22 protein-coding genes and 1 tRNA gene are annotated in these 25,768 nt (G+C 66.9%); 11 read left to right on the top strand and 12 right to left on the bottom strand.

What is annotated here, in order from left to right; all coding sequences use genetic code 11:
* Window positions 1–12: 12 nt before the first annotated feature.
* A complete protein-coding gene (locus ACT3UE_RS04865; protein ID WP_443384147.1) occupies window positions 13–1,242 on the top strand; it encodes a CaiB/BaiF CoA transferase family protein in 1,230 nt (409 codons plus the stop codon).
* Window positions 1,243–1,297: 55 nt separating this feature from the next.
* On the opposite strand, the gene ACT3UE_RS04860 is transcribed toward ACT3UE_RS04865, so the two are convergent.
* Both ACT3UE_RS04860 and ACT3UE_RS04855 read right to left on the bottom strand, forming a co-directional pair.
* Window positions 1,298–2,455: a cystathionine gamma-synthase gene (locus tag ACT3UE_RS04860; RefSeq protein WP_444561073.1), complete on the bottom strand. Its 1,158-nt coding sequence runs from the start codon at window positions 2,453–2,455 to the stop codon at window positions 1,298–1,300.
* 32 nt (window positions 2,456–2,487) lie between these two features.
* A complete protein-coding gene (locus tag ACT3UE_RS04855) occupies window positions 2,488–3,864 on the bottom strand; it encodes a cystathionine beta-synthase (RefSeq protein WP_443384149.1) in 1,377 nt (458 codons plus the stop codon).
* A gap of 115 nt (window positions 3,865–3,979) precedes the next feature.
* Here ACT3UE_RS04855 and ACT3UE_RS04850 point away from each other — a divergent pair, with 115 nt between their 5' ends.
* Window positions 3,980–5,008 (top strand): DNA-3-methyladenine glycosylase family protein, encoded by a 1,029-nt coding sequence (locus ACT3UE_RS04850; protein ID WP_444553340.1) that lies wholly within the window; start codon window positions 3,980–3,982, stop codon window positions 5,006–5,008.
* Between the two features lie 15 nt (window positions 5,009–5,023).
* Here ACT3UE_RS04850 and ACT3UE_RS04845 read toward each other — a convergent pair whose 3' ends face one another.
* On the bottom strand, window positions 5,024–6,730 hold the full coding sequence (locus ACT3UE_RS04845; RefSeq protein ID WP_444566328.1) for an AMP-binding protein: 1,707 nt from the start codon (window positions 6,728–6,730) through the stop codon (window positions 5,024–5,026).
* 101 nt (window positions 6,731–6,831) lie between these two features.
* On the bottom strand, window positions 6,832–7,200 hold the full coding sequence (trxA, locus tag ACT3UE_RS04840) for a thioredoxin (protein ID WP_443384152.1): 369 nt from the start codon (window positions 7,198–7,200) through the stop codon (window positions 6,832–6,834).
* 150 nt (window positions 7,201–7,350) lie between these two features.
* Between trxA and ACT3UE_RS04835 the strand changes: the two genes are divergently transcribed.
* Complete coding sequence (locus tag ACT3UE_RS04835; RefSeq protein WP_443384153.1) at window positions 7,351–7,764, top strand: hypothetical protein; 414 nt, start codon at window positions 7,351–7,353, stop codon at window positions 7,762–7,764.
* Window positions 7,765–7,867: 103 nt separating this feature from the next.
* On the opposite strand, the gene ACT3UE_RS04830 is transcribed toward ACT3UE_RS04835, so the two are convergent.
* Window positions 7,868–7,949 (bottom strand) — tRNA-Tyr (locus tag ACT3UE_RS04830).
* 180 nt (window positions 7,950–8,129) lie between these two features.
* Between ACT3UE_RS04830 and ACT3UE_RS04825 the strand changes: the two genes are divergently transcribed.
* On the top strand, window positions 8,130–8,618 hold the full coding sequence (locus tag ACT3UE_RS04825; RefSeq protein ID WP_443384154.1) for a YajQ family cyclic di-GMP-binding protein: 489 nt from the start codon (window positions 8,130–8,132) through the stop codon (window positions 8,616–8,618).
* Window positions 8,619–8,690: 72 nt separating this feature from the next.
* On the opposite strand, the gene efeB is transcribed toward ACT3UE_RS04825, so the two are convergent.
* The 4 genes from efeB to htpX form a co-directional block, all read right to left on the bottom strand.
* Window positions 8,691–10,004, bottom strand: a complete 1,314-nt coding sequence (efeB, locus tag ACT3UE_RS04820; protein WP_443382573.1) for an iron uptake transporter deferrochelatase/peroxidase subunit — start codon at window positions 10,002–10,004, stop codon at window positions 8,691–8,693.
* Between the two features lie 2 nt (window positions 10,005–10,006).
* On the bottom strand, window positions 10,007–11,170 hold the full coding sequence (gene efeO / locus ACT3UE_RS04815; protein ID WP_443382571.1) for an iron uptake system protein EfeO: 1,164 nt from the start codon (window positions 11,168–11,170) through the stop codon (window positions 10,007–10,009).
* A gap of 47 nt (window positions 11,171–11,217) precedes the next feature.
* Window positions 11,218–12,075 carry an iron uptake transporter permease EfeU gene (gene efeU / locus ACT3UE_RS04810; RefSeq protein ID WP_443382569.1) on the bottom strand — a complete coding sequence of 286 codons (858 nt, stop codon included), beginning with the start codon at window positions 12,073–12,075 and terminating at the stop codon, window positions 11,218–11,220.
* 106 nt (window positions 12,076–12,181) lie between these two features.
* A complete protein-coding gene (gene htpX / locus ACT3UE_RS04805) occupies window positions 12,182–13,048 on the bottom strand; it encodes a zinc metalloprotease HtpX (RefSeq protein WP_444553342.1) in 867 nt (288 codons plus the stop codon).
* A 243-nt stretch (window positions 13,049–13,291) separates the two neighbouring features.
* On the opposite strand from htpX, the gene ACT3UE_RS04800 reads away from it, so the two are divergent.
* Together ACT3UE_RS04800 and ACT3UE_RS04795 are read left to right on the top strand one after the other, a co-directional pair.
* Window positions 13,292–13,756, top strand: a complete 465-nt coding sequence (locus tag ACT3UE_RS04800) for a Fur family transcriptional regulator (protein ID WP_443382563.1) — start codon at window positions 13,292–13,294, stop codon at window positions 13,754–13,756.
* Between the two features lie 47 nt (window positions 13,757–13,803).
* Window positions 13,804–15,300, top strand: coding sequence for a catalase (locus tag ACT3UE_RS04795; protein ID WP_443382560.1), 1,497 nt, complete (start codon window positions 13,804–13,806; stop codon window positions 15,298–15,300).
* 90 nt (window positions 15,301–15,390) lie between these two features.
* Here the strand turns inward: ACT3UE_RS04795 and ACT3UE_RS04790 are convergent, their stop codons facing one another.
* The 3 genes from ACT3UE_RS04790 to ACT3UE_RS04780 form a co-directional block, all read right to left on the bottom strand.
* Window positions 15,391–16,824, bottom strand: a complete 1,434-nt coding sequence (locus ACT3UE_RS04790) for an FAD-dependent oxidoreductase (RefSeq protein WP_443382557.1) — start codon at window positions 16,822–16,824, stop codon at window positions 15,391–15,393.
* Between the two features lie 197 nt (window positions 16,825–17,021).
* Window positions 17,022–17,318 carry a hypothetical protein gene (locus ACT3UE_RS04785; RefSeq protein ID WP_443382555.1) on the bottom strand — a complete coding sequence of 99 codons (297 nt, stop codon included), beginning with the start codon at window positions 17,316–17,318 and terminating at the stop codon, window positions 17,022–17,024.
* A 99-nt stretch (window positions 17,319–17,417) separates the two neighbouring features.
* Window positions 17,418–17,762 (bottom strand): WXG100 family type VII secretion target, encoded by a 345-nt coding sequence (locus ACT3UE_RS04780; RefSeq protein WP_443382552.1) that lies wholly within the window; start codon window positions 17,760–17,762, stop codon window positions 17,418–17,420.
* Between the two features lie 200 nt (window positions 17,763–17,962).
* Here ACT3UE_RS04780 and ACT3UE_RS04775 point away from each other — a divergent pair, with 200 nt between their 5' ends.
* The 5 genes from ACT3UE_RS04775 to rarD are packed head-to-tail and all read left to right on the top strand — an operon-like array spanning window position 17,963 to window position 25,758.
* Complete coding sequence (locus ACT3UE_RS04775) at window positions 17,963–18,292, top strand: hypothetical protein (protein WP_443382549.1); 330 nt, start codon at window positions 17,963–17,965, stop codon at window positions 18,290–18,292.
* A 27-nt stretch (window positions 18,293–18,319) separates the two neighbouring features.
* Window positions 18,320–19,645, top strand: a complete 1,326-nt coding sequence (gene eccD / locus ACT3UE_RS04770) for a type VII secretion integral membrane protein EccD (RefSeq protein ID WP_444566312.1) — start codon at window positions 18,320–18,322, stop codon at window positions 19,643–19,645.
* A 15-nt stretch (window positions 19,646–19,660) separates the two neighbouring features.
* The gene (locus ACT3UE_RS04765) at window positions 19,661–20,722 is read left to right on the top strand and encodes a nucleotide-binding protein (RefSeq protein ID WP_443382543.1); all 1,062 of its coding nucleotides are present in this window, start codon (window positions 19,661–19,663) and stop codon (window positions 20,720–20,722) included.
* 3 nt (window positions 20,723–20,725) lie between these two features.
* The gene (gene eccCa, locus ACT3UE_RS04760) at window positions 20,726–24,703 is read left to right on the top strand and encodes a type VII secretion protein EccCa (protein ID WP_444566311.1); all 3,978 of its coding nucleotides are present in this window, start codon (window positions 20,726–20,728) and stop codon (window positions 24,701–24,703) included.
* A gap of 47 nt (window positions 24,704–24,750) precedes the next feature.
* Window positions 24,751–25,758, top strand: coding sequence for an EamA family transporter RarD (rarD, locus tag ACT3UE_RS04755; RefSeq protein ID WP_443382538.1), 1,008 nt, complete (start codon window positions 24,751–24,753; stop codon window positions 25,756–25,758).
* Window positions 25,759–25,768: the final 10 nt, after the last annotated feature.

The raw sequence follows: 25,768 nt of genomic DNA, 5'->3' as shown, positions 1-25,768 counted from the left end.
AAAGGAGACTTCATGTCCCCCACGAACGCTTCGTCCCCCTCCACCGCCGGCGGACCGCTGGCCGGATACACCGTCCTGGACCTGACCCGGGCACTGGCCGGACCCCACGCCGGCATGATGCTCGGTGACCTCGGGGCCCGGGTCATCAAGATCGAGACCCCCGGCACCGGGGACGACACCCGGAGCTGGGGCCCGCCCTTCGTCGGACCCGAGGACGACCCCCAGGCCACCTACTTCCTGTCCTGCAACCGCAATAAGGAATCGCTGTCCCTGGACCTGAAATCCGCGGAGGGCCGGGAGACGTTGACCGCGCTAATCCGCCGGTCCGATGCCCTGCTGGAGAACTTCAGATCGGGGGTGCTCACCCGCTTGGGGTTCTCCATGGAGGCGTTGCAGGAGCTCAATCCCCGGTTGGTCATCCTCTCGATCACCGGTTTCGGCCACGACGGGCCGGAGGCCCGGCGCAGCGGCTACGACCAGATCGTCCAGGGCGAGGCGGGGCTGATGTCGTTGACCGGGTCGGGCCCCGATGACCCCCAACGGGTCGGGGTGCCGATCACCGATCTGCTCTCGGGCATGTATGGCGCCTACGGGGTGCTCGCGGCACTGCTGGAACGGGAGAAGACCGGACGCGGCCAGGTGGTGCGGACCTCGCTCCTGGCGTCGGCCATCGGGGTGCACGCCTTCCAGGGCACCCGGGCGACCGTCGCCGGGGAGGTCCCGAGAGCCCAGGGCAACCACCACCCCTCGATCGCCCCCTACGGGCTGTTTGCCTGCCGCGGCGGCAACGTCCAGATCAGCGTCGGCAGCAACAAGCTCTGGAAGGCGCTGACCGGGGCCTTCGGCCTCGACGGCGACGACCCCGATTTCGCCACGAACGCCGAGAGGGTCCACCACCGCGAGAAGCTCATCACCGTGATCGAGGATGCCTTCAGCGCCTATGCCCCGGCCGACCTGCTGGAGAAGCTGAACGAGGCAGGGGTCCCCGCCGGGAAGGTCAGGACCCTGGACGAGGTCTACGCCTGGGACCAGGTCGAATCCCAGGGCCTGCTGGTCGACGTCGACCATCCGGTGCTCGGGACGATCCAGTTGCCCGGCCCGCCGCTGCGCTTCTTCGACGCGGCCACCGCCGAGGAGACGACCCGCACCACCCATACGTCCCCTCCCCTGCTCAATGCCGACGCGGAGTCCATCCGCTCCTGGCTCGAGGAGGAGAACCCTGCCTCGTCGACCGGGGACTAGGAAGCAGTGGCCCCGGCCGCCTGTCCCGGCGGGGCAGGCGGCCGGGCCGGTCGGCCTATAACCGGCTGAAGGCCCGGTCGAGATCGGCGATCAGGTCCTCGACGTCCTCGATCCCGCAGGACAGGCGCAGCAGGTTCACCGGAACCTCCAGCTCGGTGCCCTTGACCGAGGCGTGGGTCATCTCCGACGGGTAGTTCATCAACGATTCGATGCCGCCCAGCGATTCGGCCAGGGTGAAGACCCGGGTGGACTCGGCGATCTTCCGGGCCGCGGCCTCGCCGCCGGTGAACTGCACCGAGACCATCCCCCCGAAGCCACTCATCTGGCGCGCCGCCAACTCGTGGCCCGGATGCTCCGCCAGACCCGGATAGAGGACCTTTTCCACCTCGGGTCGGCCCTGCAGCCATTCGGCGACGACCTGGGCGTTGTGGCAATGCCGATCCATCCGCACGCCCAGGGTCTTCAGCCCACGGGTGGTCAGGAACGCATCCAGCGGACCGTTGACCGCGCCGGCCGCGAACTGCAGGAAGCCGATCTTCTCCGCCAGCCCGGCCTCCTTGACGATGACCGCCCCACCCCCGACGTCGGAGTGGCCCCCGATGTATTTGGTGGTCGAGTGGACCACCACGTCCGCACCCAGGTCCAACGGCTGCTGCAGGTAGGGCGATGCAAAGGTGTTGTCCACCACCAGCAGGGCCCCGGCGTCGTGCGTGGCCCGGGCGACGGCGGCGATGTCGGTGATCTTCATCATCGGGTTCGAGGGCGTTTCCAACCACACCAGTGCCGTCCGATGCGCGGCGATCGCGGTGGCCAGTGCCTGCGGGTCCGCCATGTCCACGGCGGTGTTGCCGATGCCCCAGTCCCCGAAGATGCCCGAGATCAGCCGGTAGGTGCCGCCATAGGCGTCGTTGCCCAACACGATGTGGTCCCCGGGGCGGGTGAGCGCACGGATCAGCGAATCCTCGGCGGCCAGACCGGAGGCGAACGTCAAGGCATGGGTTCCGTTTTCCACGGCCGCCAGCTGTTCCTGCAGCGCATCGCGGGTCGGGTTGGTGCCGCGGCCGTATTCGTAGCCGTCACGCAACCCGCCGATGCCGTCCTGGGCATAGGTGGTGGAGAAATGCACGGGGGGCACGACGGCGCCGGTGCGCGGTTCGAAGGCCTGTCCCGCGTGGATGGCACGGGTATTGAAGCCGCTCGTCGGGCTGCTCATGGGGGTTCTACCTTTCGCTGGGATGGGCTGGGTCAGTGGTTCAGGTGGTTCAGCAGGTCCTGCCGGGTCAGCACCCCCGCGGGGGCCCCATGGTGGGTGACCAGCAGGGCGTTGGCCTCCTGGAGTCGGGTTCGGGCCGCTCCGATCGTCTCTCCGGCCCCGATCAGGGGCATGGGGGCGCCCATATGCCCGGCGACGGCCTCGGTCAGGGCCGCTTCGCCGGAGAAGAGCAGTGCGGTGAGTTCACGTTCGTCGACGCTGCCGACGACCTCGCCCAGGCGCACGGGGGGCTCGGCGGTGAGCACGGGCAGCACCGAGACCCCGTATTCGTTCATGATGTCGATGACGTCGCGCACCGACTCCCCCGGGTGGGTATGGATCAGCTCCGGCAGGGCGCCGGTCTTGCCGGCCAGCACCTGCGCCACGGTCCCCTCCTCGCCGTCGGTGATGAATCCATAGGACTTCATCCAGGAGTCGTTGAAGATCTTCGCCAGGTAGCCGCGTCCGCCGTCGGGCAGGATGGCCACCACGACGGCGTCCTCGTCCAGGTCCTTCGCCGCTTCCAGGGCCGCCACCACCGCCATGCCGGAGGAGCCCCCGACCAGCAGGCCCTCCTCCCGGGCCAACCGGCGGGTCATCGCGAACGAATCCGCGTCGTCCACGGCGATGACCTCGTCGGGAATCGAGGGGTCGTAGTTGCCCGGCCACATGTCCTCCCCGACGCCTTCGACGAAATAGGGCCGTCCGGTGCCCCCGGAATAGACGGAGCCGTCGGGGTCGGCGGCGATGACCTTGACCTGTCCGGTGGCCCGATCCGCCGACACCTCCTTGAGGTAGCGACCGGTACCGGTGATGGTGCCCCCGGTACCGGCGCCGATGACCACATGGGTCAGCTTCCCGTCGGTGTCCTTCCAGATCTCGGGGCCGGTGGAGGCGTAATGGCTGGCGGGGGCGGCGGGGTTGGAGAACTGGTCGGGTTTATAGGCCCCGGGGATCTCCCGGACCAGCCGGTCGGAGACCCCGTAATAGGATTCGGGTGATTCCGGTGCCACCGCGGTCGGGGTCACCACGACCTCGGCGCCGTAGGCGCGCAGCACATCGAGCTTTTCGGCACCGACCTTGTCGGGGGCCACGGAGATCGTCTGGTAGCCCTTGGCCTGGGCCACCAGGGCCAGTCCGACGCCGGTGTTCCCCGACGTCGGTTCGACCACCGTCCCCCCGGGGGCCAGTTCCCCGGATTCCTCCGCGTCCTCGATCATCTTCAACGCGATCCGGTCCTTGATGGAGCCCCCCGGGTTCAGGTACTCCACCTTCACCAGGATGGTGGCCCGGAGGCCGTCGGTGACCTTGGACAGTTTCACCAACGGGGTGTTGCCGATCAGTTCCAGAACGGATTCCGCGTATTTCATAGGCCGACTCTACCGCCGGGCCCACGGGGCCCCCGGGTCCGGCGCAACCCGGAGTCATGGAGTGCGCCCGGGCCTTCGGCTGGGTCCTGGGGCGTCCGGGTGGGATCATCGGGGGATGACCTCCACCCCTGCTGCGGGCCTCCCGACGTCGGCAGCCCTGCTGCGTCCCACCGGCCCGGTGGACGCCCCGGATGCCCACCGGCGGTGGTCCGCCCCGGCCGGATATGACCTGGCAACGACGCTCGGAGTCCTCCAGCGTGGCACCCACGATCCGTGCACCCGTGTGGGACCGGGTCTGGCCTGGCTGTGCTTCGAGACCGGCCAGGGCCCCGCCACCTTGCTGGTGATGCGGGACCGTGGAAGCCCCCTGGAATCCGGTGGCCACGGCCCCGGACCGGAATTCTCCGTGCGGGCCTGGGGGCCCGGGGCCCAGCAGGCCGTGCTCTGCGCTCCGGCACTGCTGGGCGCAGCCGATGACTGGTCGGGCTTCGACGCCGGGGCCCGGCATGAGCTTCCACACTGGATCGCCGAGGCACGACGGCGGAACCCTGGCTTGCGCCTGCCCTCGACCGGCCGGGTCTTCGATGCCCTGGTGCCGGTCATCCTGGAACAGAAGGTCACCACCATCGAAGCACGCCACGCCTGGCGGTATCTGGTCTCGCGTTTCGGCGAACCGGCTCCCGGTCCGGCGCCCGAGGGCCTGGCCATCGCCCCCGGAGCCCACCGGCTGCGCCTGATCGGCGGCTGGGACTGGCATCGGGCCCGGGTGGATGACTCACGCCGTCGCACCGTTCTGCGGGCCGCCGAAGCGGCCGCCGGAATCAACCGGCTCGGTGCCGTGGAGCTCGCCCGCAACCCGGGCTCCACGCTGCAGTCGGTTCCCGGAATCGGCCCGTGGACCACCGCCGAGACCCTGCAGCGCAGCCATGGGCACCCCGATGCGGTATCCGTCGGCGATTTCCATCTGGCCGCCTACATCGGCCATGCCCTGGCCGGGAAGTCCACCGACGACGCCGGGATGCTCCGGTTGCTGGCCCCCTTCGCCGGGCATCGCCAACGCGTGGTCCGGCTGATCGGGCTGTCCGGATTCCGCAAACCGTCCTTCGGGCCCCGGCTGGCCCCGATGGACCACCGGGGCCGCTGAGCCGGGTCGGCGCGGCTAGTCCCCGGCCACCATCCGGATCGCTTCCTGGCGCATCTCCACCTTGCGGATCTTCCCCGAGATCGTCATCGGGAAGCTGCTGCGGATCTGCACGTAGCGGGGGATCTTATAGTGGGCGATCTGACCGGTGCAGTATTCGCGGACCGTTTCCAGGGTCATCTCCTGCGCCCCTTCATGCAGGATGATGCAGGCCATGATCTCCTCCCCGTACTTCTGGTCGGGCACCCCGATCACCTGGACGTCCTGGACATCCGGATGGCGGTAGAGGAACTCCTCGATCTCCCGGGGCGAGACGTTCTCGCCGCCGCGGATGATCAGATCCTTGATGCGCCCTTCGACGCGGACGTAGCCGTCCTGGTCCATCGAGGCCAGGTCCCCGGTGTGCATCCACCCGTCCGGATCGATGGCTGCGGCGGTCTTCTCCGGTTCGTTCCAGTAGCCCTTCATGACCGCGTAGCCGCGGGTGCACAACTCACCGGTCGATCCCCGGGGAACCACGTCCCCCGACACCGGGTCGACGATCTTGGATTCGAGCTGCGGCATGGTCCGGCCCACGGTTTGCGTGCGGCGTTCGAGGGAATCATCGGTGCGGGTCATCGTGGAGACCGGGGAGGTTTCGGTCATGCCGTAGCAGATGGCCACTTCGGCCATGTTCATCTCGGAGATCACCCGTTCCATGACCTCCTCCGGGCAGGTCGCCCCGGCCATCACCCCGGTGCGCAGGGTGCCCAGGTCGTAGTCGGCGAAGTCGGGAAGGGCGAGTTCGGCGATGAACATCGTCGGTACCCCATACAGGCTGGTGCCTCCGTGGTCCTGCACGGCCTGCAGGGTTTCATCCGGTTTGAAGGCCCGGCCCGGCAGGACGGTGGCCGCCCCGTGGGAGAGGGCCCCCAGGTTGCCGATGACCATCCCGAAGCAGTGGAAGAACGGGACCGGAAGCACCACCCGGTCGTTCTCGGTGTAGCCGAGCAGCTCGGCGATATGGAAGCCGTTGTTCAGGATGTTGTGGTGGCTCAGGGTCGCACCCTTGGGGAATCCCGTGGTCCCCGAGGTGTACTGCAGGTTGATCGCCTCATGGGGGTCCAGCGATTCCAGGATCGTTTCCAGGTGCGCCTGCGGTGTTTGGCCGGCCATTTCCAGCAAGGAATCCCAGGTGAATTCCCGTCCGGGGTTCCGGGCGGCATCCGCCGCGGGGTCTCCGCCGCGCGGTTCCATGCCCTCGGGGCGCGGCAGGTGGATCAGTTCCTGCAGGGGGTTGTCCTGTCCGGCCACGGTCCGGGCCATCGAGGTGTAGTCACTGCTCTGGTCCGACGGGGCGACGGCCAGGGCCCGCATGCCGCATTGGCCCACGACGAAGGAGAGTTCCTCCAGCCGGTAGGCCGGGTTCACGTTCACCAGGATGATCCCGGCCTTGGCGGTCGCGTATTGCAGCAACGTCCATTCGGCGCAGTTCGGACTCCAGATACCCAACCGGTCGCCGACGCCGATGCCCGCGGAGATCAGGGCCCGGGCGAGCTGGTCGGTGGCCCGGTCCATCTGGGCATAGGTCCAGCTGCGTCCGGTCGAGGCTTCCAGGACCGCCGGATGATCCGGGAACCGGGCCGCCACGGATCTGAAGTTCTCCCCGATACTCTGTTCCAGGACCGCGGGGGTGTTCCCCCCGTGGGTGTAGGAATCGGCGCTGGCTGGGTTGTCGGTATCCATCATCGACGGCACCTTTCAGGGGTTGCGGTCCAAACATCTGTGATCCACAACATATCAGCCCCGAACGGTGGCCCGACGCCCCGCGGAGGGCCGTCGCGGTGCTACTGGCCGGGGGTCTGCTCGGCGAGCTGGGCATGGACTTCCTGCATGTCGATGCCCTTGACCGCCTCGATCAGGTCATCGAACTGGGAGGACCCGATGGCCCCGGGCTGGGAGAACACCAGCACCCGGTCCCGGAAGGCCATCAGCGTGGGGATCGAGGTGATTCCCGCTGCCGCGGCCAGCCCCTGCTCGGCTTCGGTATCCACCTTGGCGAAGGTGATGCCCTCGTGCTTTTCCGAAGCCGCCGCGAAGATCGGGGCGAACTGCTTGCAGGGCCCGCACCAGGAAGCCCAGAAATCAACGAAGACAATATCGTTGTCCTGGATGGTCTGCTGGAACTGGTCTTCGGTGATGTCGATGGTAGCCATGCCTCCACGGTAGCCTTCCCCCCTGCCGCATGTCTGCCCCGGCGCCGTTCCGTGGTGGGTTTTCCACAGCCCGGGGTCCCCCCTGTTCCGGGCCGTTGCCGCTCCCTAGGCTTGCCCCACTATGGAACCGGCGCCAAGGAAGGAACGCATATGCCACGGTGCACGCTGCTGTTCGTGATCGAAGGTGAACTCCTGCGGGAGTCCATCCGGGCCAGCTGCGAACTGGCCGACGAGTACCAACGCCTCATGCCCCAGGTGATGGAGGTGTCCAAGTCCGAGATCTTTGCCGTCGGTGAAGCCCCGAGGATCCAGCGGCGCATGCGCCTTCCGCGCCCGTTGGACGACTGCTCCTCGGCGGCCACCAGCGCCGGCCCGATCCACGCCCTCTGGTCCCCCGCCGGATGGCGGACCCCCGGCGATTGTCCTCCCGCGCCCCCGGATTCCAATGGGGCGACCGCTTGGCAATGGGCCCATTATGCGACCGTGATGAACGCCAGCCGGGAGGCCCACCTGATCCTGTGGGACCTCTATCTCAGGCACGTCGGCAACGAGCTGGCCGCCTGACGCCGTCCGGTCGGGCCACCGGAGGGAAGACCCGGCCCCGGACATGAGAAGACCCCGGACTCATGAGTCCGGGGTCTTCAGCGGTCCTGGCCGGGACCGTGGGTGGCAGATACTGGATTCGAACCAGTGAAAGCGATGCTAGCTGATTTACAGTCAGCCCCCTTTGGCCACTCGGGAAATCTGCCCGAAGTTCCGTAACGGAACGAGAAGAAACTTTACCGAAGTTCCTGCCAAGAATCGAATCGGGCCCCAAACCGGGCCCCGCCGGCCGGGCGGGCCCGCCCCCGGGGCCCGACAGGGTGCCCCGGATGGCCCCTGCCGATAGGCTGGAGGCCAATGCAGGGAAACCAACTTGAGGAGGACTTGTGGCCAGTGAATCCACATTCGATGTCGTGAGCAAGGTCGACAGCCAGGAAGTCTCGAACGCAATGAACCAGGCCCAGAAGGAAATCTCGCAGCGCTACGACTTCAAGGGCGTCGGAGCCGAGCTGGACTACAGCGGCGAGAACATCCTGCTGAAGGCCAGCTCGGAGGAACGCGTCAAGGCAGTGCTGGATGTCTTCCAGTCCAAGCTGGTCAAGCGCAAGATCTCGCTGAAGTCCCTGGATGCCGGGGAGCCCTACGCCTCGGGCAAGGAATACCGGATCGATGCCTCCATCAAGGAGGGGATCGCCCAGGACATCGCCAAGAAGATCAATAAGCAGATCCGCGACGAGGCCCCCAAGGGAGTGAAATCCACCATCCAGGGGGATGAACTGCGTGTCTCCTCGAAGTCCCGCGACGACCTGCAGGCCACCATGGAACTGCTGCGTAAATTCGAGGAAGTCGACCTGCAGTTCGTGAATTTCCGCTAGATCGTCACCTCATGGATCCCCGCGGGGCCGTAGTCCGCCACGGACTGCGGCCCCGCGGCGTTTCCGCAGCCCCTAGGTCTCGAACAGTCCCTGGCCGAGGTAGCCATCCGGCTCGGTGACCCCCGGGGGCACCGCGAAGAGCCCCGAGCCCGTATGTTTCAGGTACTCCACGAGCAGATCGTTCTTGGCCATCGCCATCTGCATCGGCACATAGTGGGTGCGCGGATCAACCACGTAGGCAATGAAGAACAATCCGGCGTCGAGCCGTCCCAACCCATCGGAACCGTCGGTGTAGTTGAATCCACGACGCAACATGCGCACCCCGGCGTTCCGGCTCGGATGGGCCAGTGCGACATGCGAATCCCCCGCAATCAGCGGTCCCGCGGAGCCCTTGAGCTCGAAGTCGGGTTCGTCGAATTCCCCGCCACCTGACAGGGGCGCCCCTTCGCGTTTGGTCCGTCCGATGTCCAGTTCCTGTTCACGCAGCGAGGTGCGGTCCCAGGTTTCGATGTGCATCCGGATGCGGCGGGCCACCATGTAGGTGCCCTCGTTCATCCACGCTTCCCCGCCCGTGGCCCCGGAGACCCACACATGCTCGGCGACGGCCTGGGTCTCCTGCGATTTGACGTTCGCGGTCCCGTCCTTGAAACCAAAGAGGTTTCTCGCCGTGACCTGGTCGGTCGAGGTGGAGGACGTGCGCCCGAACCCGATCTGGCTCCACCGCACCCGGGCCCGTCCGAAGGCGATGCGCACCAGGTTGCGGACGGCATGCACCGCAATCTGCGGATCATCGGCGCAGGCCTGGACCACCAGGTCACCATCGCTGCGTTTCTCCTCCAGGGCGTCCCCGGGAAAGTGCGGCAGCTCGATCAGCGCCTCGGGGAGCCGCTCGGACAGGCCGAACCGGCCCTTCCCGTCCTTGGTGAAGAGCGTGCGCCCAAAGCCGATGGTCACCGTCAGATGGCTCGCCGGCAGATCCAACGCCTCCCCGGTGTCTTCCGGCGGGGCATCATAGGCGCCGCCGGTGGCCCCCTCGGGGCCGCCGACCGGCTGCCCTCCGGTCATCGATTCGATGGCGGCAGTCCAATCCTTCAAAAGCGAGATCAGTTCCTCCCGCTCGGTGGTCGTGACATCGAAGGCTGCGGTATGCATCCGGTCCTGTGCTTCGGTCTCGATCCCGGCCTGGTGATCTCCCCGGAAGGGCACGATGTCCTGGTCCGCCTCCGGCGCGGAAACACGCTCCACGGCGGAAGCCCCGGTGGCACCGGCGGCCACACCGACCACCCCGCCGATGCCCGCGGCAGTGAACAGGGTCCGGCGTCGCAGCCCGGGCCGCCGCTCCTGCGGCTCCGGCACCGTTTCTCCCTCGGGCTGTTGTTCCTCCACGACTACTTCACCACCGCGGCGGTCAGCCGGGAGAGCGGTTCGGCCAGGGCGTCGACGGCCGAGGCGAGTTCCTGTTTCTGGGACTCGGTCAGTTCATCGAAGTACACGAATCCGTCACCTCGCTGGTACTGGTCCAGGAGCTTCTGCAGCGCAGTGAAGTTCTTATCGAGGCTGGCGTCGAGCTTCGCGTCGTCGCGATCGAGCAACGGCTTCAGGTCCTCGTAGGCGATGCGGGCCCCATCGACGTTGGCCTGGAAGTCCCACAGATCCGTATGGGACCAGATCTCCTCTTCGCCGGTGACCTTCCCGGTGGCGACCTCGTCCAGGAGTTCCTTGGCCCCGTTGGCCAACGCGTCCGCGGTGAACTCCGTGTCCAGCGTGCGCTCCTTCAGTTCCTGGGTGTCGTCCACCATCTGGTCGGCGATCTCCTGGCGCTGGGCGGAGCTCATGGCCTGGTAGTCGTCCTTCGGCGGCCAGAGGTCCTTCTCCGCACGGTGCCAGCCGGTCCAGTCCTGGCCCGGCTCCAGATCAGCTTCCCGGGCGTCGAGGATCGGGTCCAGGTCCCCGAATGATTCGGCCACCGGTTCGATCCGCTCCCAATGCATACGCGTCGAGGCGTAGAGCTTCCTGGCCTGATCCGTCTCACCGTCGGCAAAGGCCCGGGCGAATTTCTTGGTGCCCGCCAGCAACTGGTCGGTCTGGTCCTTGACGTAGGCGCCGTACTGCGTCGTGGCCGTGTCCTGCAGGGCGGCCCGGTCGGCGCTGATCTCCTGGCCCTCGGGGACCGGTCCCACGGCGAAGTCCGCCCGGATCCCGTCGCCGACCATGCCCGGCTTGCACGCGGTGGCATATTTTCCTTCGGGGGCCACGACCACCAGATCCCGGCTCAGGCCCGGGCCGATGTTCTCCACCTCCCCGACGATGCGCAGGCCGTCGTCGGCTAGCAGGTAGAACTCGGTGACCTGGGACCCCTCGTTCTTCACCGAGAACTTGAGTGTCCCGCCCGGCACGGTATCGGTGCTGACCTCGCAGGTGTCATCGGTGCTGGTCACCGCGATGCTGCCGTCCCCGCCATCGGCGGTCGCATTGTTGTCGGTGCACCCGGCCAGGGCCAGCGCGGCCAGCGCCAGGGCGGCGACGGTGGGTAATGTGCGGTTCGGGGTCATGGGGTTCCTTGGTGGGTCGGGCGGAATCGCGGGGACGGCGGGGGGATTCAGGCGTTCGAGTCGACGACGGTGCCGGCAGAGGCCCCGGTCCGTGCCTCCGGGGTGCCGCGGCGCAGGCCGCGGAAGTAGAGGTAGAACACCGGGATGATGTAGCCGGTCCAGGCGATGGCCTCGAGCCAGGTGGTGGCCGGGGAGAAATTGAAGACCCCCTTGAGCACGGTGCCGTACCAGCTCGAGGGCGGGATGACGTGGGACACGTCGAAGGCCAGCCGATGCAGCCCCGGTAGGATGCCGGCTTCTTGTAGGTCGTGGATGCCATAGGCCAGGACCCCGGCAGCAACGATGATCAGTGCCGCCCCGGTCCAGCTGAAGAACTTGGCGAAGTTGATCTTGACGGCACCGCGGTGGATCAGGGCGCCCAGGACGACGGCGACGGCGAGTCCGAGCCCGGCGCCGGCGATAGGCTCCCAGGTCTCCCCCGTGGCGCGGGCCGCGGCCCAGATGAACAGGGCGGTTTCCAGGCCCTCCCGACCGACGGCCAGGGCAGCCACCAGGACCAGCATCCAGGCCTTCCCGTCGGCGGCACCATCGACCTTATGGCGCAGGTCGGTGGCCATGGACCGCGAGGTCCGGGCCATCCAGAAGATCATCCACGTCACGAATCCGACGGCGACCAGGGACAGGGTTCCTCCGATGGCCTCTTGCGCTTCGAAGGTCAGGCCGCGCGGGCCGAAGGTCAGCAGTGCCCCGAAGGCCAGTGACACGGCGACCGCGACACCGACGCCGGCCATGACCCGCGGCACCAGATGGGTCCGTCCGGTCTTGCCCAGGTAGGCCAATAGGAGCACCACGATCAGGACGGCTTCAAGCCCTTCCCGCAGGCCGATCAGGAAATTCGCGATCATCGTGGAGCTTCCGGGTGGACGTCAAGGTGTCTAGGTAAGCCTTACCTATGCTCATGACGATACGCAAGCCTGACCCAATGACCAAATGGGTGGTGCGCGGCCGCTTCTACTCCAGCGGCCGGCCCGCCATCTTCTCCAGCCGGGAGATGCGGTCCGCCATCGGCGGGTGGGTGGCGAAGAGCTTCTTCGCTCCGCCGAGGAAGGGGTTGGCGATCATCAGGTGGGAGGTGTTGACCAGGCGCTGATCCTCGGGCAAGGGCGCCCGCTGAACGCCGGTTTCGAGTTTGCGCAAGGCCGAAGCCAGGGCCAACGGGTCATTGGTCAGCGTCGCGCCGTCCTCGTCGGCGTCGTATTCACGGGTCCGGCTGATCGCCATCTGGATCAGCGCGGCCGCCAGCGGCGCCAGCAATGCGGTGGCGATCATGGCCAGCGGGTTGGCGTTGCGGCGGTCTCCGCCACCGAAGAAGAGCATGAACTGGGCCACCGAGGTCACCACGCCGGCGACGGCGGCGGCCACGGAGGAGGTGAGGATGTCCCGGTTGTAGACGTGCATGAGTTCATGGCCCAGCACTCCTCGCAGTTCACGCTCGTCGAGCAGGTTCAGGATGCCCTCCGTGCAGCACACGGCGGCGTTGCGCGGGTTCCGTCCCGTCGCGAAGGCGTTGGGGGCCGCGGTCGGGGAAACGAACAGCCGCGGCATCGGTTGACCGGCGCTGATGGAGAGCTGGTTGACGATCCGGTACATCGCCGGTTGTTCCTGTTCGGTGACCGGGTAGGCCCGCATCGAGCGGATGGCGATCTTATCGCTGTTCCAGTACCCGTAGGCGGTGGTCCCCACACCGATCAGGGCGAAGATCCAGATGAACGAGGACCTGCCCGTTCCGGAGGCGATCAGCGATCCGATGACCAACAGCAGGCCGAACAGGCCGCCGAGCAGGGCGGCCGTCTTGAGGCCGTTGTAATGATTGCGCACCGGGTGTGGCTCCTTGCTACTGCCTCTGCCCCTCGACCTGACGGGCGGGATATCTGCTTAACGTCCGCCTCCTGCCCGGGGTTCCGGATGAGCCGCGGATCACGGCGCCGGAGGAACGGACGGGATGGGGCTCCTCGACCCACCATTCTATGGCACGGCCCGGGGCGCCCCCATCCGGACCGGTGGCAGCCGACTTAGTCTGCCCTATCTTGACTTCATCAAAATAGGGAGTTGAATAGGGGTATGGATCACACGGAGCGGCTACACGAATTGGGACTGCGCGTGACACGCCAGCGCCTGGCCGTGCTGCGCTTCCTGGAAACGACTCCGCACTCCTCGGCCGATACGGTGGCCTCCGGAGTGCGTGACGAGTTGCCCGAGGTGTCCATGCAGTCCGTCTACAACGTGCTGAACGACCTCACGGCGCTGGGGATGCTGCGGCGGTTCACTCCGCCCGGTTCCGCGGCCCTGCACGAGACGCGCGTGGACGACAACCACCACCACGCGGTGTGCATGACCTGTGGACGGATCGAGGATGTCGAGTGCGCGGTGGGCCATGCCCCCTGTCTTTCCCCCTCCGATACGCATGGCATGAACATCCAGATCGCTGACGTGGTCTATCAGGGGGTATGCGCTTCCTGCAGGGAATCGGCGCATGCCACCGAGGGTGGCGCTTCCGGGGCCCAGCCCCGGGAGAGCGTTGCCTGAGACCGCCCAGTCATCGACCAGCAAACCATCACCTGAAGGAGAACCTCTTGTCTGAGAACTTCACCACCACACAAAGCGGTGCCCCCGTCCCCAGTGACGCACACTCGCTGACCACCGGCGCCAACGGCGTCACGGCCCTGCACGATCGTTACCTGGTCGAAAAGCTGGCCTCGTTCAACCGCGAACGCGTCCCGGAGCGCAACCCGCACGCCAAGGGCGGCGGAGCCTTCGGCGAACTGACCATCACCGAGGACGTCTCGAAGTACACCCGGGCCGCGGTCTTCCAGCCGGGCGCCAAGTCCGAGACGCTGGCACGCTTCTCCTCCGTCGCCGGCGAGCAGGGCTCCCCCGACACCTGGCGTGACGTGCGTGGTTTCGCCCTGCGTTTCTACACCACCGAAGGCAACTACGACATCGTCGGCAACAACACCCCGGTGTTCTTCATCCGCGATGGCATCAAGTTCCCTGACTTCATCCACTCGCAGAAGCGCCTGAACGGCTCTGCCCTGCGTGATGCCGACATGCAGTGGGATTTCTGGACCCTTTCCCCCGAGTCCGCTCACCAGGTCACCTACGTCATGGGCGATCGTGGCCTGCCGACCTCCTGGCGCGAGATGAACGGCTACGGTTCACACACCTACCAGTGGATCAATGCCGAGGGCGAGCGCTTCTGGGTCCAGTACCACTTCCAGTCCCGCCAGGGCGTCCACAACATGAACAACGACGAGGCGGAAAAGCTCGCCGGCTCCGACGCCGACTTCTACCGTCGCGACCTGTACGAGAACATCGAGGCCGGCAACTTCCCGACCTGGGACGTGTTCGTGCAGATCATGCCGTATGAGGATGCCAAGACCTACCGTTTCAACCCCTTCGACATCACCAAGGTGTGGCCGCACGCCGACTACCCGCTGGTGAAGGTCGGACACTTCACGTTGAACCGCAACCCGCAGAACTTCTTCGCCGAGATCGAGCAGGCCGCCTTCTCACCGTCGAACATGGTTCCGGGCACCGACATCAGCCCCGATAAGATGCTGATGTCCCGCGTGTTCTCCTACCCGGATGCCCAGCGCAACCGCATCGGCACGAACTACAACCAGTTGCCGGTGAACCAGCCGCGCGCTGCCCATGTGAACACGTACATGCACGAAGGCAACATGCAGTACCACTTCAACGACGCCACCACGCGCCCCTACACGCCGAACTCCTACGGTGGAGCGGCAGCCGAGCCGGAGCGTGCCGGCGAAGGCAGCTGGGAAACCGACGGGACGCTCGTCCGCGCCGCACAGACCCTGCGCAGCGAGGACAGCGACTTCGGCCAGGCCGGAACGCTGTACCGCGACGTCTTCAGCGCCGAGTCCAAGGAGCGCTTCCACGACAACCTGCTTGGACAGGTTGCCGGCATCACCCGTGATGACATCCGCGAGCGCTTCTTCCAGTACTGGACGAACGTGGACGAGAACCTCGGTCAGATCCTGCGCGACGGCCATGCTGCGGGCAACCAGGGCACGACCGATGGCGCGTCGGAGCAGTCCGGCAAGGCCTAGGCAGCCCGTCCCCGGCACCCGCCGGTGACCGACAGAAAAGCCCGGGATCCCTTCGAGGGGATCCCGGGCTTTTCCGGTGGCGGCTCCGAACTACGGCTGCTGGGAGATCCGCACCATCTCCTCGCGCTCGACGACCTTGACCCGCTCACGGGATACCGGTCCACGGCTGGTTTCCACGGCACCTGCCGCCTCCCCCAGGGAATGCTCGTGCGCATCCAGGGCGACCCAGCCCTCCCACGTCGTGAAGGCGACTTCGCGTTGCTTGAGCAGGTCGATGATCGCCTGTTCATCGGGATGCACCGCAGCCGGCAGCTCCAGCCGGTCCTCCAGCAGGTTGCCGATGGTCTCGAGGGCATCGCCCTTGGTGCTACCGATCAGGCCCACCGGACCGCGCTTGATCCACCCGGTGGCATAGAGCCCGGGAATCTTCTGCCCGTCATCGTGCAGGACGCGTCCGCCCTCGTTGGGGATCACGCCACGGTTCGGGTCGAAACCGATCTCGGCCAGCTCGGAGCCGAAGTAGCCGATCGCCCGGTAGACGGCCTGGACACCGTAGTCCACCAGCTCCCCGGTCCCGCGCACGTTGCCGGTCCCGTCCAGTTCCTGACGTTCGAACCGGATGGCCTCCACGGACCCGTTGGACCCGGTGATCTCCACCGGGGCGTGCAGGAAGTGCAGATGCAACCGCCGCGAGGCCGGGGTCCGAGTCCCGGCGTCCTCGGCCTCCTCCCGGTCCTCCTGCTCGACCAACCAGTTGGTGAGTGTATTGACCATCGTCTTGGCCTGGTTGTTCGTCTTGATCGCCTCATCGGAGGCATCGTCGAACTCGAAATCCTCCGGGTAGAGGACGATGTCCACATCCCTCGAATGTGAGAGTTCGCGCAACTCCAACGGGGTGAACTTCACCTGGGCGGGGCCCCGCCGGCCGAAGATATGCACGTCGGTCACCGGTGAGGCGGCCAGGCCCGCATGGACGTTGTCCGGGATCTCGGTGACCAGCAGGTCCTCGGGATGCTTGGAGAGCATCCGGGCGACGTCCAGGGCGACGTTGCCGTTGCCGATGACCGCGATCTGCTGCGCGTCCAGGGGCCAGGTCCGCGGCACATCGGGGTGCCCGTCGTACCAGGACACGAAGTCCGCGGCCCCGTAGGCGCCCTCGAGGTCCATGCCCGGGATGTTCAGGTCGGCGTCCTTGATCGCCCCGGTGGCGAAGATGACTGCGTCGTACATGTCACGGATGTCGGCCAGGGTGATGTCCTGGCCGTAGTTGACGTTCCCCAGGAAGCGGATGTCCCCGCGGTCCAGGACCTTATGCAGGGCCTTCACGATGCCCTTGATCCGCGGGTGGTCCGGGGCGACGCCGTAGCGGATCAGCCCGTAGGGGGTCGGATACCGGTCGAAGAGGTCGATGCTGACCTCGAACTCGCGTTCGGCCTTGGTCAGGATGTCCGCGGCATAGACGCCCGCAGGACCGGCGCCGATGATGGCGACTCGCAGCGGACGATCAGCAGCTGGGTTGGACACTGTTTTTCCTTTCGGCGGTACTCCTGGGATGCGTCATTCCGGAGAATAATTAACACACGGCCACCTAGTCTAATTGCCAGAGCGCCGGCCCGCGCATTTGTGTGGGAGCGCACACACCAAGGGGGCGGGTGGCCGGCCGGCCACCCGCCCCCTTGGGACGTCGATCGCAGCGTGGTGCACCGCGATCCATCAGCGGATCAGCTCCAGATGCCCTGGACCTTCCCGCTGGCGTCCTTGGCCGTCACGGAGTTCTCGCCCAACAGCTTGCGCGCCCTGTGCACGAGCTGGAGGGTTTCGTTGGCGGCATCGATCCAGTCCTTTTCGACGCTGGAATAGGCATCTCCCGAGTTGTTGTCCTCCCAGTTGTCCTTGACGAACTTCGTCTGGGATTCGCGGTCGCCGATGATGCTTTCGATGCGTCCGGCAATGCGGATGATGTCGCCTTCGGTACGCGAGGCGGCGTCACTGTCAAACTGAATGAGGCCTTCTTGCATGTTCGATTCCTTTGCTGCGGGTCCGTGTCGGACCGGTATGTCGGGTTGGTGGGGCGCTGGTGCGCGTGGACAGCCCCCGGAGGCGCTGCGCGGTAGTGGCTATTTGGAGAAGCTGAAGCCCGAGGTCTTGGCTCCCGCAGCCTGTCCTTCGGCTTGCTTGCCTTCGGCATCGAAGGCGTCATCCATCTGGACGTAGTGCTTGGCGCTCTCGGCCTGACCCTGCGAAATACCCGACAGTGCCTTGATCAGGTCCTGCTGGACCCGCTGGGACTCGACCATGAAGTTCTGGTAGGAGACCGCCCCCTGGCCCTTGAAAGTGGTCTTCAAGTCCTCGACGCCGTCGACGAGCTCCTCGACCAGTCGCACCAGCTCATCGCCGGAGCCGCTGGACTCTTCAGCCGCCTTGTTCATGGCGTTGACGTCCATTTTTCCCTTGAAACTCATATCCCGCTTCCCTTCATCGATGCGTGGCGGTGGCCTCGCTGACCGTGCTTTGCTTGCTACCAGCTAACGGCAAGGCAACAAACAGGGTCAAGCGTCCTGCATGGGGAGAACTACCCATGCCCCCGGTTTCCTGCCATTTTTCGTCCATCGACCTGACATGATGGACTCACACCACCACATTGTTAGACCGAAAGGGCTCCATGGCGACTGAATTCGACAACCAGCTCATCGAGTCGGTCGCCGTCCGTCGCAACCGGGTCACCGATGCCCTGCTCTATGGCGAGAACCCGACCGAGCGCCGTTGGAAGGCCACGACGAAGCAGTTCCTCTTCAGCCTCGTCGCCGCGGCCTTGATCACCGCCATCTGCATCGGGATCTCCTTCGTCTCCAACATGCTTGCCACCCGAGCCGAGGAAAAGAAGCAACGGCAGGATCAAATGCAGAGTTCCGCCGCCGCCTTCATCGGGCCGACCCAGTCGGCCTGGTCTTCGTCCAACCCGAGCCCGAGCCCCGGAAGGATGGGGAACTAGCCCGTCATGGCCCAGCCCTACACACGCGTGACCCTTGTGGGGGAACGCCGCAACGCCGACCTCCTGCTGCCCGCCACCGAATCGGTGGGAACACTGATGCCGCAGATCCTGGACCTGCTGGGCGACAACCCGGGCGACGCCGTCGCGACCAAGGTCCTTCTGACCGCCAGCGGGGAACCCATCCCAGCCCGGGAGACCTTGACCCAGGCGCAGGTCTTCGACGGGGCACGGCTGACCCTGCTCAGCAACAGCGAAGCCCCGCCCCCTGCCGTCGTCTATGACATCTCCGATACCGTCGTCGAGCAGTCCCGTGAAGTACGCGGTTCCTGGGACCGGACCCATCTGGTCACCGCGTCGGGGATCTTCGCCGCATTCGGGCTTTGGCTGGCGCTGGACATCCTGTTGGGAAGGTATCTGCCCGATGCCCGCTGGTGGGTCCTGCTCGCCGTGGGGGCCGGGCTGCTGGCACTGGGCGCCTCGGTCTCCGCTGCGTCCCGCCCGGTGGCCTCCGCCCTGATGGGCGCCGGATGGGGGGCGGGCATGATCGGTCTGCTGCACTGGACCGCGGCTCCCTCGTTGCGATTGCTGCTGGCCGCGGCAGGCACCGCCGTATTCGTCGCCTGCCTGGCCACGGTGCTCAAACATCCCCGGGCCGTCCTGCTGGGTGCCGGTGTCCTCGGGACGTTGGCCGGCATCTGGGCCGTGGCCCTACCCCTGGCCCGGTGGACAGCGGCCAGCACCGATACCGACCTCCTCGTCGGGGTCGGTGCCATCGCGGCGATCTGTTCGGTGCTCATCATGGGCCTGCTGCCGGCCCTGGCCCTGTCCCTGTCGGGTTTGTCCACCCTCGACGACCAGCGGGCCAACGGCACCTCGATCTGGCGCCGTGATGCCATCACCGCCATCCGTTCGGCCCACGCCGGCCTCACCCTGGCCACCGTGGCCGCAGCCCTCTCCGCGGCCGCCGGGATGTGGCTGGTTGCCACGGGCGATCGGCATCCGGTCTGGACGCTTCCCCTGCTCCTTGCTCTCGCGTTGGCAACCCTGCTGCGCTCGCGGGCCTTCCCCCTGGCCCTGGAGCGCTATTCGCTCTATGCCGCCACCGCCATCGGGGTCCTGGCCGGTGCCGGGGCCCTGACCCGGCTGAACGAAGACACCGTATGGATTGTCGGGCTGTCGATCCTGGTGCTGGCCGTGGTGATCGGCCTGGGGTTGGCCGTGGACCTTCCGGACCATATCGAGGCACGGATCCGACAGATCTGTGAACGCCTCGAAACCCTGGCCATCCTCGCCACGATCCCCTTGCTCATCGGCTACTTCGGCGTCTACGCCCAAATGCTGGACACGTTCTAGCACGGAGGACCTTCCATGACCGCACCTCAGACTCCCGGCCACCCCGCGGGCGAGCAACCACTCGACCCGTGGGGACAGCCGATCACCGATCCCTGGGCCCCCGCACCGGGCCGCCGGCGCGCCGGTTCCGTCCCGGCTCCCGGCCCTTCCGCCCCGCCTGCCCAGTCCTCCCCCGGCACCCTGGGGGCCCCGCTGGAGAACGACCGACGCCGGCTCTCCGGCGTCCGCGCCACCGGGGGGTCCTTCCCGCGGGCCCTGCAGATGTTGTTCGGCGGCAAGCACCGGGCCACGCAGGTCAGCCAGTTTGCTGCCGGCGTGCAGGCGCCGGTCACCACCGGTCGACGGATCGCCGTGGTCTCGACACGCGGCGGTGCCGGAAAGACGACTGCCTCCGCACTGCTCGCCCGCACCTTTTCCGCCCTTCGGCCCGACAGTGTCTGCGTCCTGGACCTCGACCCGGGCCACGGAAGCCTCGCCCTGCGGCTGGGACTCGATCAGGCTCCCTCGCTGGACTCCATCGTTCCCGAACTCACGAACGGCGCCCAACCCGGGGCCGCGCATCTGGCAGGGTTGCTGGCCCCGGCCGCCGAAGGCCTCTATGCAACGGGTCCTCGGTCGGGGTCGGCACAGCGAACCGGCGCCCCGTTGCTCCGCGAAGCCGCCTCCACGGTCTCGAGGTATTTCCCGATCACCCTGCTCGACTGCCCCACCGGTCTGCAGGCCCCCGAGACCCAGGCGGCGCTGGCCGATTGCCATGGGGCCCTCTTCATGGTCCCGGCGACCCTATCCGGCCTCGATGACGCGCTGGCGGCCTTGTCCAGATGGCGGGCGAACCCGCTGTTGTCCGGCTTGCCCCTGACGGTGCTCGTGATGCAGCAGGACCGTTCATCGGCCCTGCAGGCCCTCGATCAGGCGGGCCGGCTCTCCCGCCTCGGATTCGATGCCCATGCCATCGGCTACGATCGCCATCTGGCCGCAGGGGCCCTCATCACCTTGCCGTTGATGCTTCCTGCCCATCGGGAGGCTGCCACCGCACTGGCTGCCCGTAGCCTCGAACTGGCCAACGGGGTCCGGTAGCCGATGGCCCAGCGAATCATCCACCGCCCAGCGCGGACCTCGGCACCACTGCGCATCTTCCGCCCCTTCCTTCTCGACGGTCCCCCACCAGTCGAAGGCGAGGCCCCGGGGCTGAACCTGATGTCCATCGTGCCCATGCTCGGTGGCGCCGTCTCCATGACCGCCATGATGATGTTCCGCAATTCCCCGTTCGCGGCCATCGGCGCCATGATGATGATCGTGACCGTGGTGATCGCCATCTTCATGATGTTCTCCAACCGGGGCAAGGCCGTGAGGACGCGCACCCAGCTGCGCGAGAACTACATGCGCTATCTGGAACGCTCCCGGGTGAACATGCGCTCCGACGAGATCGAGGCACTCGGCGTGGCCCGGCAAAGCGCCCCACCGCCCGAGGCCCTCTTCGACATCGTCCGCACCCCCATGAGGCTCTGGGAACGCCGGCGCGGAAACGAGGACTTCCTGCACGTCAGGATCGGTTCCGGGTCCCGCCCCTGCCGGGACATCACGGTCAACGACGTCTCCGGCGCCACCCAGCAGACCGATTCCTTCATGGCCGCTGAAGCCGAAATCCTCAGGCGCCGTTTCTCCACCAGCCCCGACATGCCGGTGACGGTTCCGCTCGATTCGGTGGGGAACGTCAGCATCATCGGCGACCGCGACTTCGTCACCGCCACCACCCGGAACCTCCTGGTTTCCGCCAGCGCGTTCCATTCGCCCGAGGATCTGGGTCTGGGCATCAGCACGCCCGAGGATTTGCGGGACGACTGGCAGTGGGCGACCTGGTTGCCGCATCTGGCGGACCAGGGCCGCAGTTCGGGTGTGGAACTGGAGCGTCGGATCGGCCCCGACCTGGCGTCGTTGGCCGACATCATGGATACCGATCTGCAACGGCGGGCCAAGATCGCCGTGGAAGCCAAGAAGGTCAATAGCCGGGCCGGCCAGGCCTTGGCACGGCTCGTCGTGGTCTCGGATACCCATGGATCCCGGGCCCAGGAGCTGCCCTTGGCCGACCGGTTCCTCACCCCCGGGGATCTCGGCCTCACGGTCCTGCACCTGGTGCACGACCGGAGCGAGGAACCCAGCGACATCACCATCCGGATCACCCAGACCAGTGAGGGGTTCCAGGTCCAGGACTACCGGGCGGATCCGGTGCATCCCGACGTCTCCTCCGGATCCCTGGACCCCCTCTCCGTCGCGACGGCTGATGCGCTGGCCCATGAACTGGCTCCCCTGCGGCTCTCGGCCGACTCGCTGGAGCATGGGGGGACTGGCCAAGGCGCCGAGAGTTTCCTCGGCATGCTCGGGCTCAGCTCGAACCTGGACCGGGCCGATATAGAGCGGACCTGGAAACCGCGTGGCGACGCCGAATTCCTGCGGATCCCGTTGGGGCCCGACGACGCCGGCCGTCCCACGGTCCTGGATCTGAAGGAGTCCGCGCAATTCGGCATGGGTCCGCATGGGTTGTGTGTCGGGGCCACCGGTTCGGGCAAATCGGAGATGCTGCGTTCACTGGTCTTCGGACTCCTGGCCACCCACTCCCCGGACGTGCTGGCCATGGTCCTCGTGGACTTCAAGGGCGGGGCTACCTTCGCCCCCTTCGAGGGGGCGCCGCAGGTCACAGGCATCATCACGAACCTCTCCGATGACCTCTCACTGATCGAACGCGTCTATGCCAGCCTCAACGGCGAGATCCTGCGCCGCCAGGAGGTCCTCAAGGCCGCCGGGAACATCGCCAACATCACCGATTACCAGGTCCACCGCAACGAACGTCTGGCCCGCGGGGAGGACATGGCCCCCTTGCCGCATCTGGTGGTCATCATCGACGAGTTCGGTGAACTGCTGACCGCACGCCCCGATTTCATCGACCTGTTCCTGTCCATCGGACGCATCGGCCGCTCCATCGGCGTCCACTTGTTACTGAGCAGCCAGCGCGTCGAATCCGGAAAGCTCAAGGGCCTGGAAACCTATCTTTCCTACCGGTTGGGCCTGCGCACGCTCTCGGAATCCGAATCGCGGACCGTGCTGGACAGCCCCGATGCCTTCCACCTGCCCCCGGTGCCCGGCTACGGCTTCCTCAAGGTCGACACCACGGTCTATACGCGGTTCAAGGCCGGCTACGTGTCCGGCCCCGTGGAGGACGTCCGGCAGGACGAGGCGGATGAACTGGCCCCTGCCGAGGTCGCCGAGGTGCTCAGGGTCCCCCGCTATGCCGGGGAGGAGCCCGACGGGGACGAAGGCACCGCCAGGAAGAAGGACGTGGCCGCCAAGCGCACCACCGGGCCGACCGTGATGTCCACGCTGATGGATACGCTGCGCTCCTTCCCGCGTTCGGTCCAGGAGATCTGGTTGCCTCCGCTGCCGGCCGCCATCCCCCTGGATGCCGCAGCCGGCGGCGTCCATCCGGGGGAACATGGCCTCCAGCTGGGGGCGGGAGGCGGTTTGCGGGTGCCGATCGGTCTGCTCGACGACCCGGCCAAGCAGTGGCAGGGCCTCTGGCAGATCGATTTCGGTTCGGGCGGTGGGAACCTGATGATCACCGGAGGCCCGCAGTCAGGTCGCAGCACCTTGTTGCGCACCGTGGTGGCTTCGATGGCCCTGACCCATTCCCCCCATGAAGTCGGCATCTACTGCATCGACCTGCTCGGTTCCGCTTTGCTGCCGCTGGGAGGGTTGCCCCATGTCGGGGGAACTGCGATCCGTACCAACCGGGAGGTCGTCCGCCGCACGGTGGAGGAGCTGGTGGGCATGCTCATGGTCCGTGAGCGGGTCTTCGAACACCACCAGATCGATTCCCTGACCACGATGCGCCGGATGCACGCCGACGGGCGGCTGCCCGAACTGCCCAGCGCCGATATCTTCCTGGTCATCGACGGTTACGGGCAGATCGCCGACGACTTCGAGGAGATCCAGGAAAACGTCTTCGCGCTGATCATGCGCGGTGGGGGCTACGGCATCCATGTGGTGACCACCTTGAACCGCAATGCGGAACTGCGCATGGCCCAGCAGGGCTTCTTCGGCAACAAGATCGAAACCGCCCTCGCCGAACCCTCGGACTCGCAGATCGATCGGAAGGTGGCCCCCGGGATCAATCCGGAGGCCCCCGGACGGGCCTTGTCGGACCGCAAGCTGATCGGCCATGTGGCGCTGCCTCGGATCGACGGGGTCCACGATCCCGAGGACCTCTCCGACGGGCTGAAGGACCTGGTGGCCCAGGTGGCCGAACACACCACTGAAACCGCCATGAAGGTCCGGGTGTTGCCTCCCAGCGTCGCGTGGGACCAGGCGCCCGCAGCCTCGGGCCGGGGCCGGTTCCCGCTCGGGCTGCGCGAGGTCGACCTCGGAGACCACGTCCTGGATCTGCAATCCAAGGACCGCCACCTGATCCTGCTCGGCGACGAGGAATCTGGTAAATCCAACATCCTGCGCAACGTTATCGCCACCCTGGTCGCCCAGCACGCCCCGGATGACTTGCTGTTCGGCGTCTACGACCCCCGCAAGGGGCTCGACGACGTCGTGCCCGACGACTATCTGGGTGGTTACGCCGGCAGCGCCATCGTGGGCGAGCAGCTCTCCGGGGCCCTGGCGGCCGAACTGGAGCTGCGCAGCACCGGAGGCGACGAGGAGAACAAGCCCAGCAAGGCGAAGCTGGTGGTCATCGCCGACGATTACGACGTGTTGACGGCCAGTGGTTCCTCCCCGCTGTCACGCCTGACCCGATACCTGCCCATGGCTGATGAACTGGATCTGCATGTGATCCTGACCCGCAAGGTGCGCAGTGCCAGCCGCGGAATGTATGAATCGTTCTTCTCCACCCTGCGCGACGCCGGAACGGCCGCCCTGATCATGAGCGGGGACCGGTCGGAGGGTGGACTGATCAACAACATCCGGGCCCGGCCGCTTCCCCCGGGACGCGGCCAGCTGGTCCAGACCGGTCGACCGGTGCAGACCATCCAGACCTATTTGAACTCCGACACGGAATAGCCCCCGGAATGCGGAATAGGCCGGGCACGCCCCGGGTTGCCAGAGGTATGTCCCACCAGAGCGCCTCCGAAGCACCCGTACGTCCGGGAACGGCGGGCGCCGCACCCCGGCCGAGCCGCGCCGGATTGGGGCAGGGTCTCGGTGCCTACGGGCTATGGGGCCTGATGCCGCTGTACTTCATGACGATCGCGATCGCTTCACCGACCGAGATCGTGGCCAGTCGGATCGTGTTCAGCCTGGTCTTCTGCCTGCTGCTCATCACCATCACCCGCAGCTGGGATGACCTGGGCGTGCTCTTGCACGATCGCCCTGCCCTGCGACGGCTCTCCCTCGCCGCGGTCCTGATCACCGTGAACTGGGTGACCTACGCCTTTGCCGTGCTCAACGGGCACGCCGTGGAGGCCTCCCTGGGCTACTTCATCAATCCGCTGGTTTCCGCTGGCCTGGGAGTTCTCTTCCTGAAGGAACGATTGACCCGGCTGCAATGGACGGCCCTGGGATTCGGGCTCGCCGCGGTACTCGTGCTGACCTTCGCCTACGGTTCGGTGCCGGTGATCGCCTTGACCCTGGCCTTCTCCTTCGGCCTCTACGGCTTCGTGAAGAACCGGGTGGGACGCACCGCCACCGCCGTGACCAGCCTGACCTTCGAGACGGCATTCTTGACGGTTCCCGCACTGGTCTTCCTGGGGTGGCTGATCTCCCGGGGCGAGGCGACGGTACTGAGCAGCGGTCCCGGACACTTCTGGCTCATGGCCGCCAGCGGCATCGTCACGGCGGTACCCCTGCTGCTCTTCGGCGCCGCGGCCCGGCGACTGCCGTTGAGCACCCTGGGGACCCTGCAGTTCCTGAACCCGGTGATGCAGTTCATCATTGCGGTGGCCATCTTCGGGGAGGCCATGCCGGCCGAACGACTGGCCGGCTTCGCCCTCGTCTGGGTGGCCATCATCCTGGTGGCGGTCGACATGCTGCGCCGGCCCGGTCCTCCCCGGATGGCTCGCCGCGCGGCAACTGCCACCGCGCTTAAGCACGACGGCGCCGGACCAGCCAAGGACTGATCCGGCGCCG

Source organism: Arthrobacter sp. 179 (assembly GCF_052379645.1).
Lineage (GTDB): Bacteria > Actinomycetota > Actinomycetes > Actinomycetales > Micrococcaceae > Arthrobacter_H.
The sequence above is the reverse complement of the archived record's forward strand: the minus strand, read 5'-3'. Positions and strand labels throughout refer to the sequence as shown.

What these genes read in the sequence shown, in the direction of transcription:
- ACT3UE_RS04800 (WP_443382563.1), top strand. Translation starts at nt 13,292, where the DNA reads ATGGATCACACGGAGCGGCTACACGAATTGGGACTGCGCGTGACACGC.
- ACT3UE_RS04845 (WP_444566328.1), bottom strand. Translation starts at nt 6,730, where the DNA reads ATGGATACCGACAACCCAGCCAGCGCCGATTCCTACACCCACGGGGGG.
- ACT3UE_RS04780 (WP_443382552.1), bottom strand. Translation starts at nt 17,762, where the DNA reads ATGAGTTTCAAGGGAAAAATGGACGTCAACGCCATGAACAAGGCGGCT.
- efeO (WP_443382571.1), bottom strand. Translation starts at nt 11,170, where the DNA reads ATGACCCCGAACCGCACATTACCCACCGTCGCCGCCCTGGCGCTGGCC.
- ACT3UE_RS04765 (WP_443382543.1), top strand. Translation starts at nt 19,661, where the DNA reads ATGACCGCACCTCAGACTCCCGGCCACCCCGCGGGCGAGCAACCACTC.
- ACT3UE_RS04865 (WP_443384147.1), top strand. Translation starts at nt 13, where the DNA reads ATGTCCCCCACGAACGCTTCGTCCCCCTCCACCGCCGGCGGACCGCTG.
- ACT3UE_RS04860 (WP_444561073.1), bottom strand. Translation starts at nt 2,455, where the DNA reads ATGAGCAGCCCGACGAGCGGCTTCAATACCCGTGCCATCCACGCGGGA.
- efeU (WP_443382569.1), bottom strand. Translation starts at nt 12,075, where the DNA reads ATGATCGCGAATTTCCTGATCGGCCTGCGGGAAGGGCTTGAAGCCGTC.
- eccCa (WP_444566311.1), top strand. Translation starts at nt 20,726, where the DNA reads ATGGCCCAGCGAATCATCCACCGCCCAGCGCGGACCTCGGCACCACTG.
- ACT3UE_RS04775 (WP_443382549.1), top strand. Translation starts at nt 17,963, where the DNA reads ATGGCGACTGAATTCGACAACCAGCTCATCGAGTCGGTCGCCGTCCGT.
- ACT3UE_RS04785 (WP_443382555.1), bottom strand. Translation starts at nt 17,318, where the DNA reads ATGCAAGAAGGCCTCATTCAGTTTGACAGTGACGCCGCCTCGCGTACC.
- ACT3UE_RS04850 (WP_444553340.1), top strand. Translation starts at nt 3,980, where the DNA reads ATGACCTCCACCCCTGCTGCGGGCCTCCCGACGTCGGCAGCCCTGCTG.
- rarD (WP_443382538.1), top strand. Translation starts at nt 24,751, where the DNA reads ATGTCCCACCAGAGCGCCTCCGAAGCACCCGTACGTCCGGGAACGGCG.
- trxA (WP_443384152.1), bottom strand. Translation starts at nt 7,200, where the DNA reads ATGGCTACCATCGACATCACCGAAGACCAGTTCCAGCAGACCATCCAG.
- ACT3UE_RS04855 (WP_443384149.1), bottom strand. Translation starts at nt 3,864, where the DNA reads ATGAAATACGCGGAATCCGTTCTGGAACTGATCGGCAACACCCCGTTG.
- ACT3UE_RS04835 (WP_443384153.1), top strand. Translation starts at nt 7,351, where the DNA reads ATGCCACGGTGCACGCTGCTGTTCGTGATCGAAGGTGAACTCCTGCGG.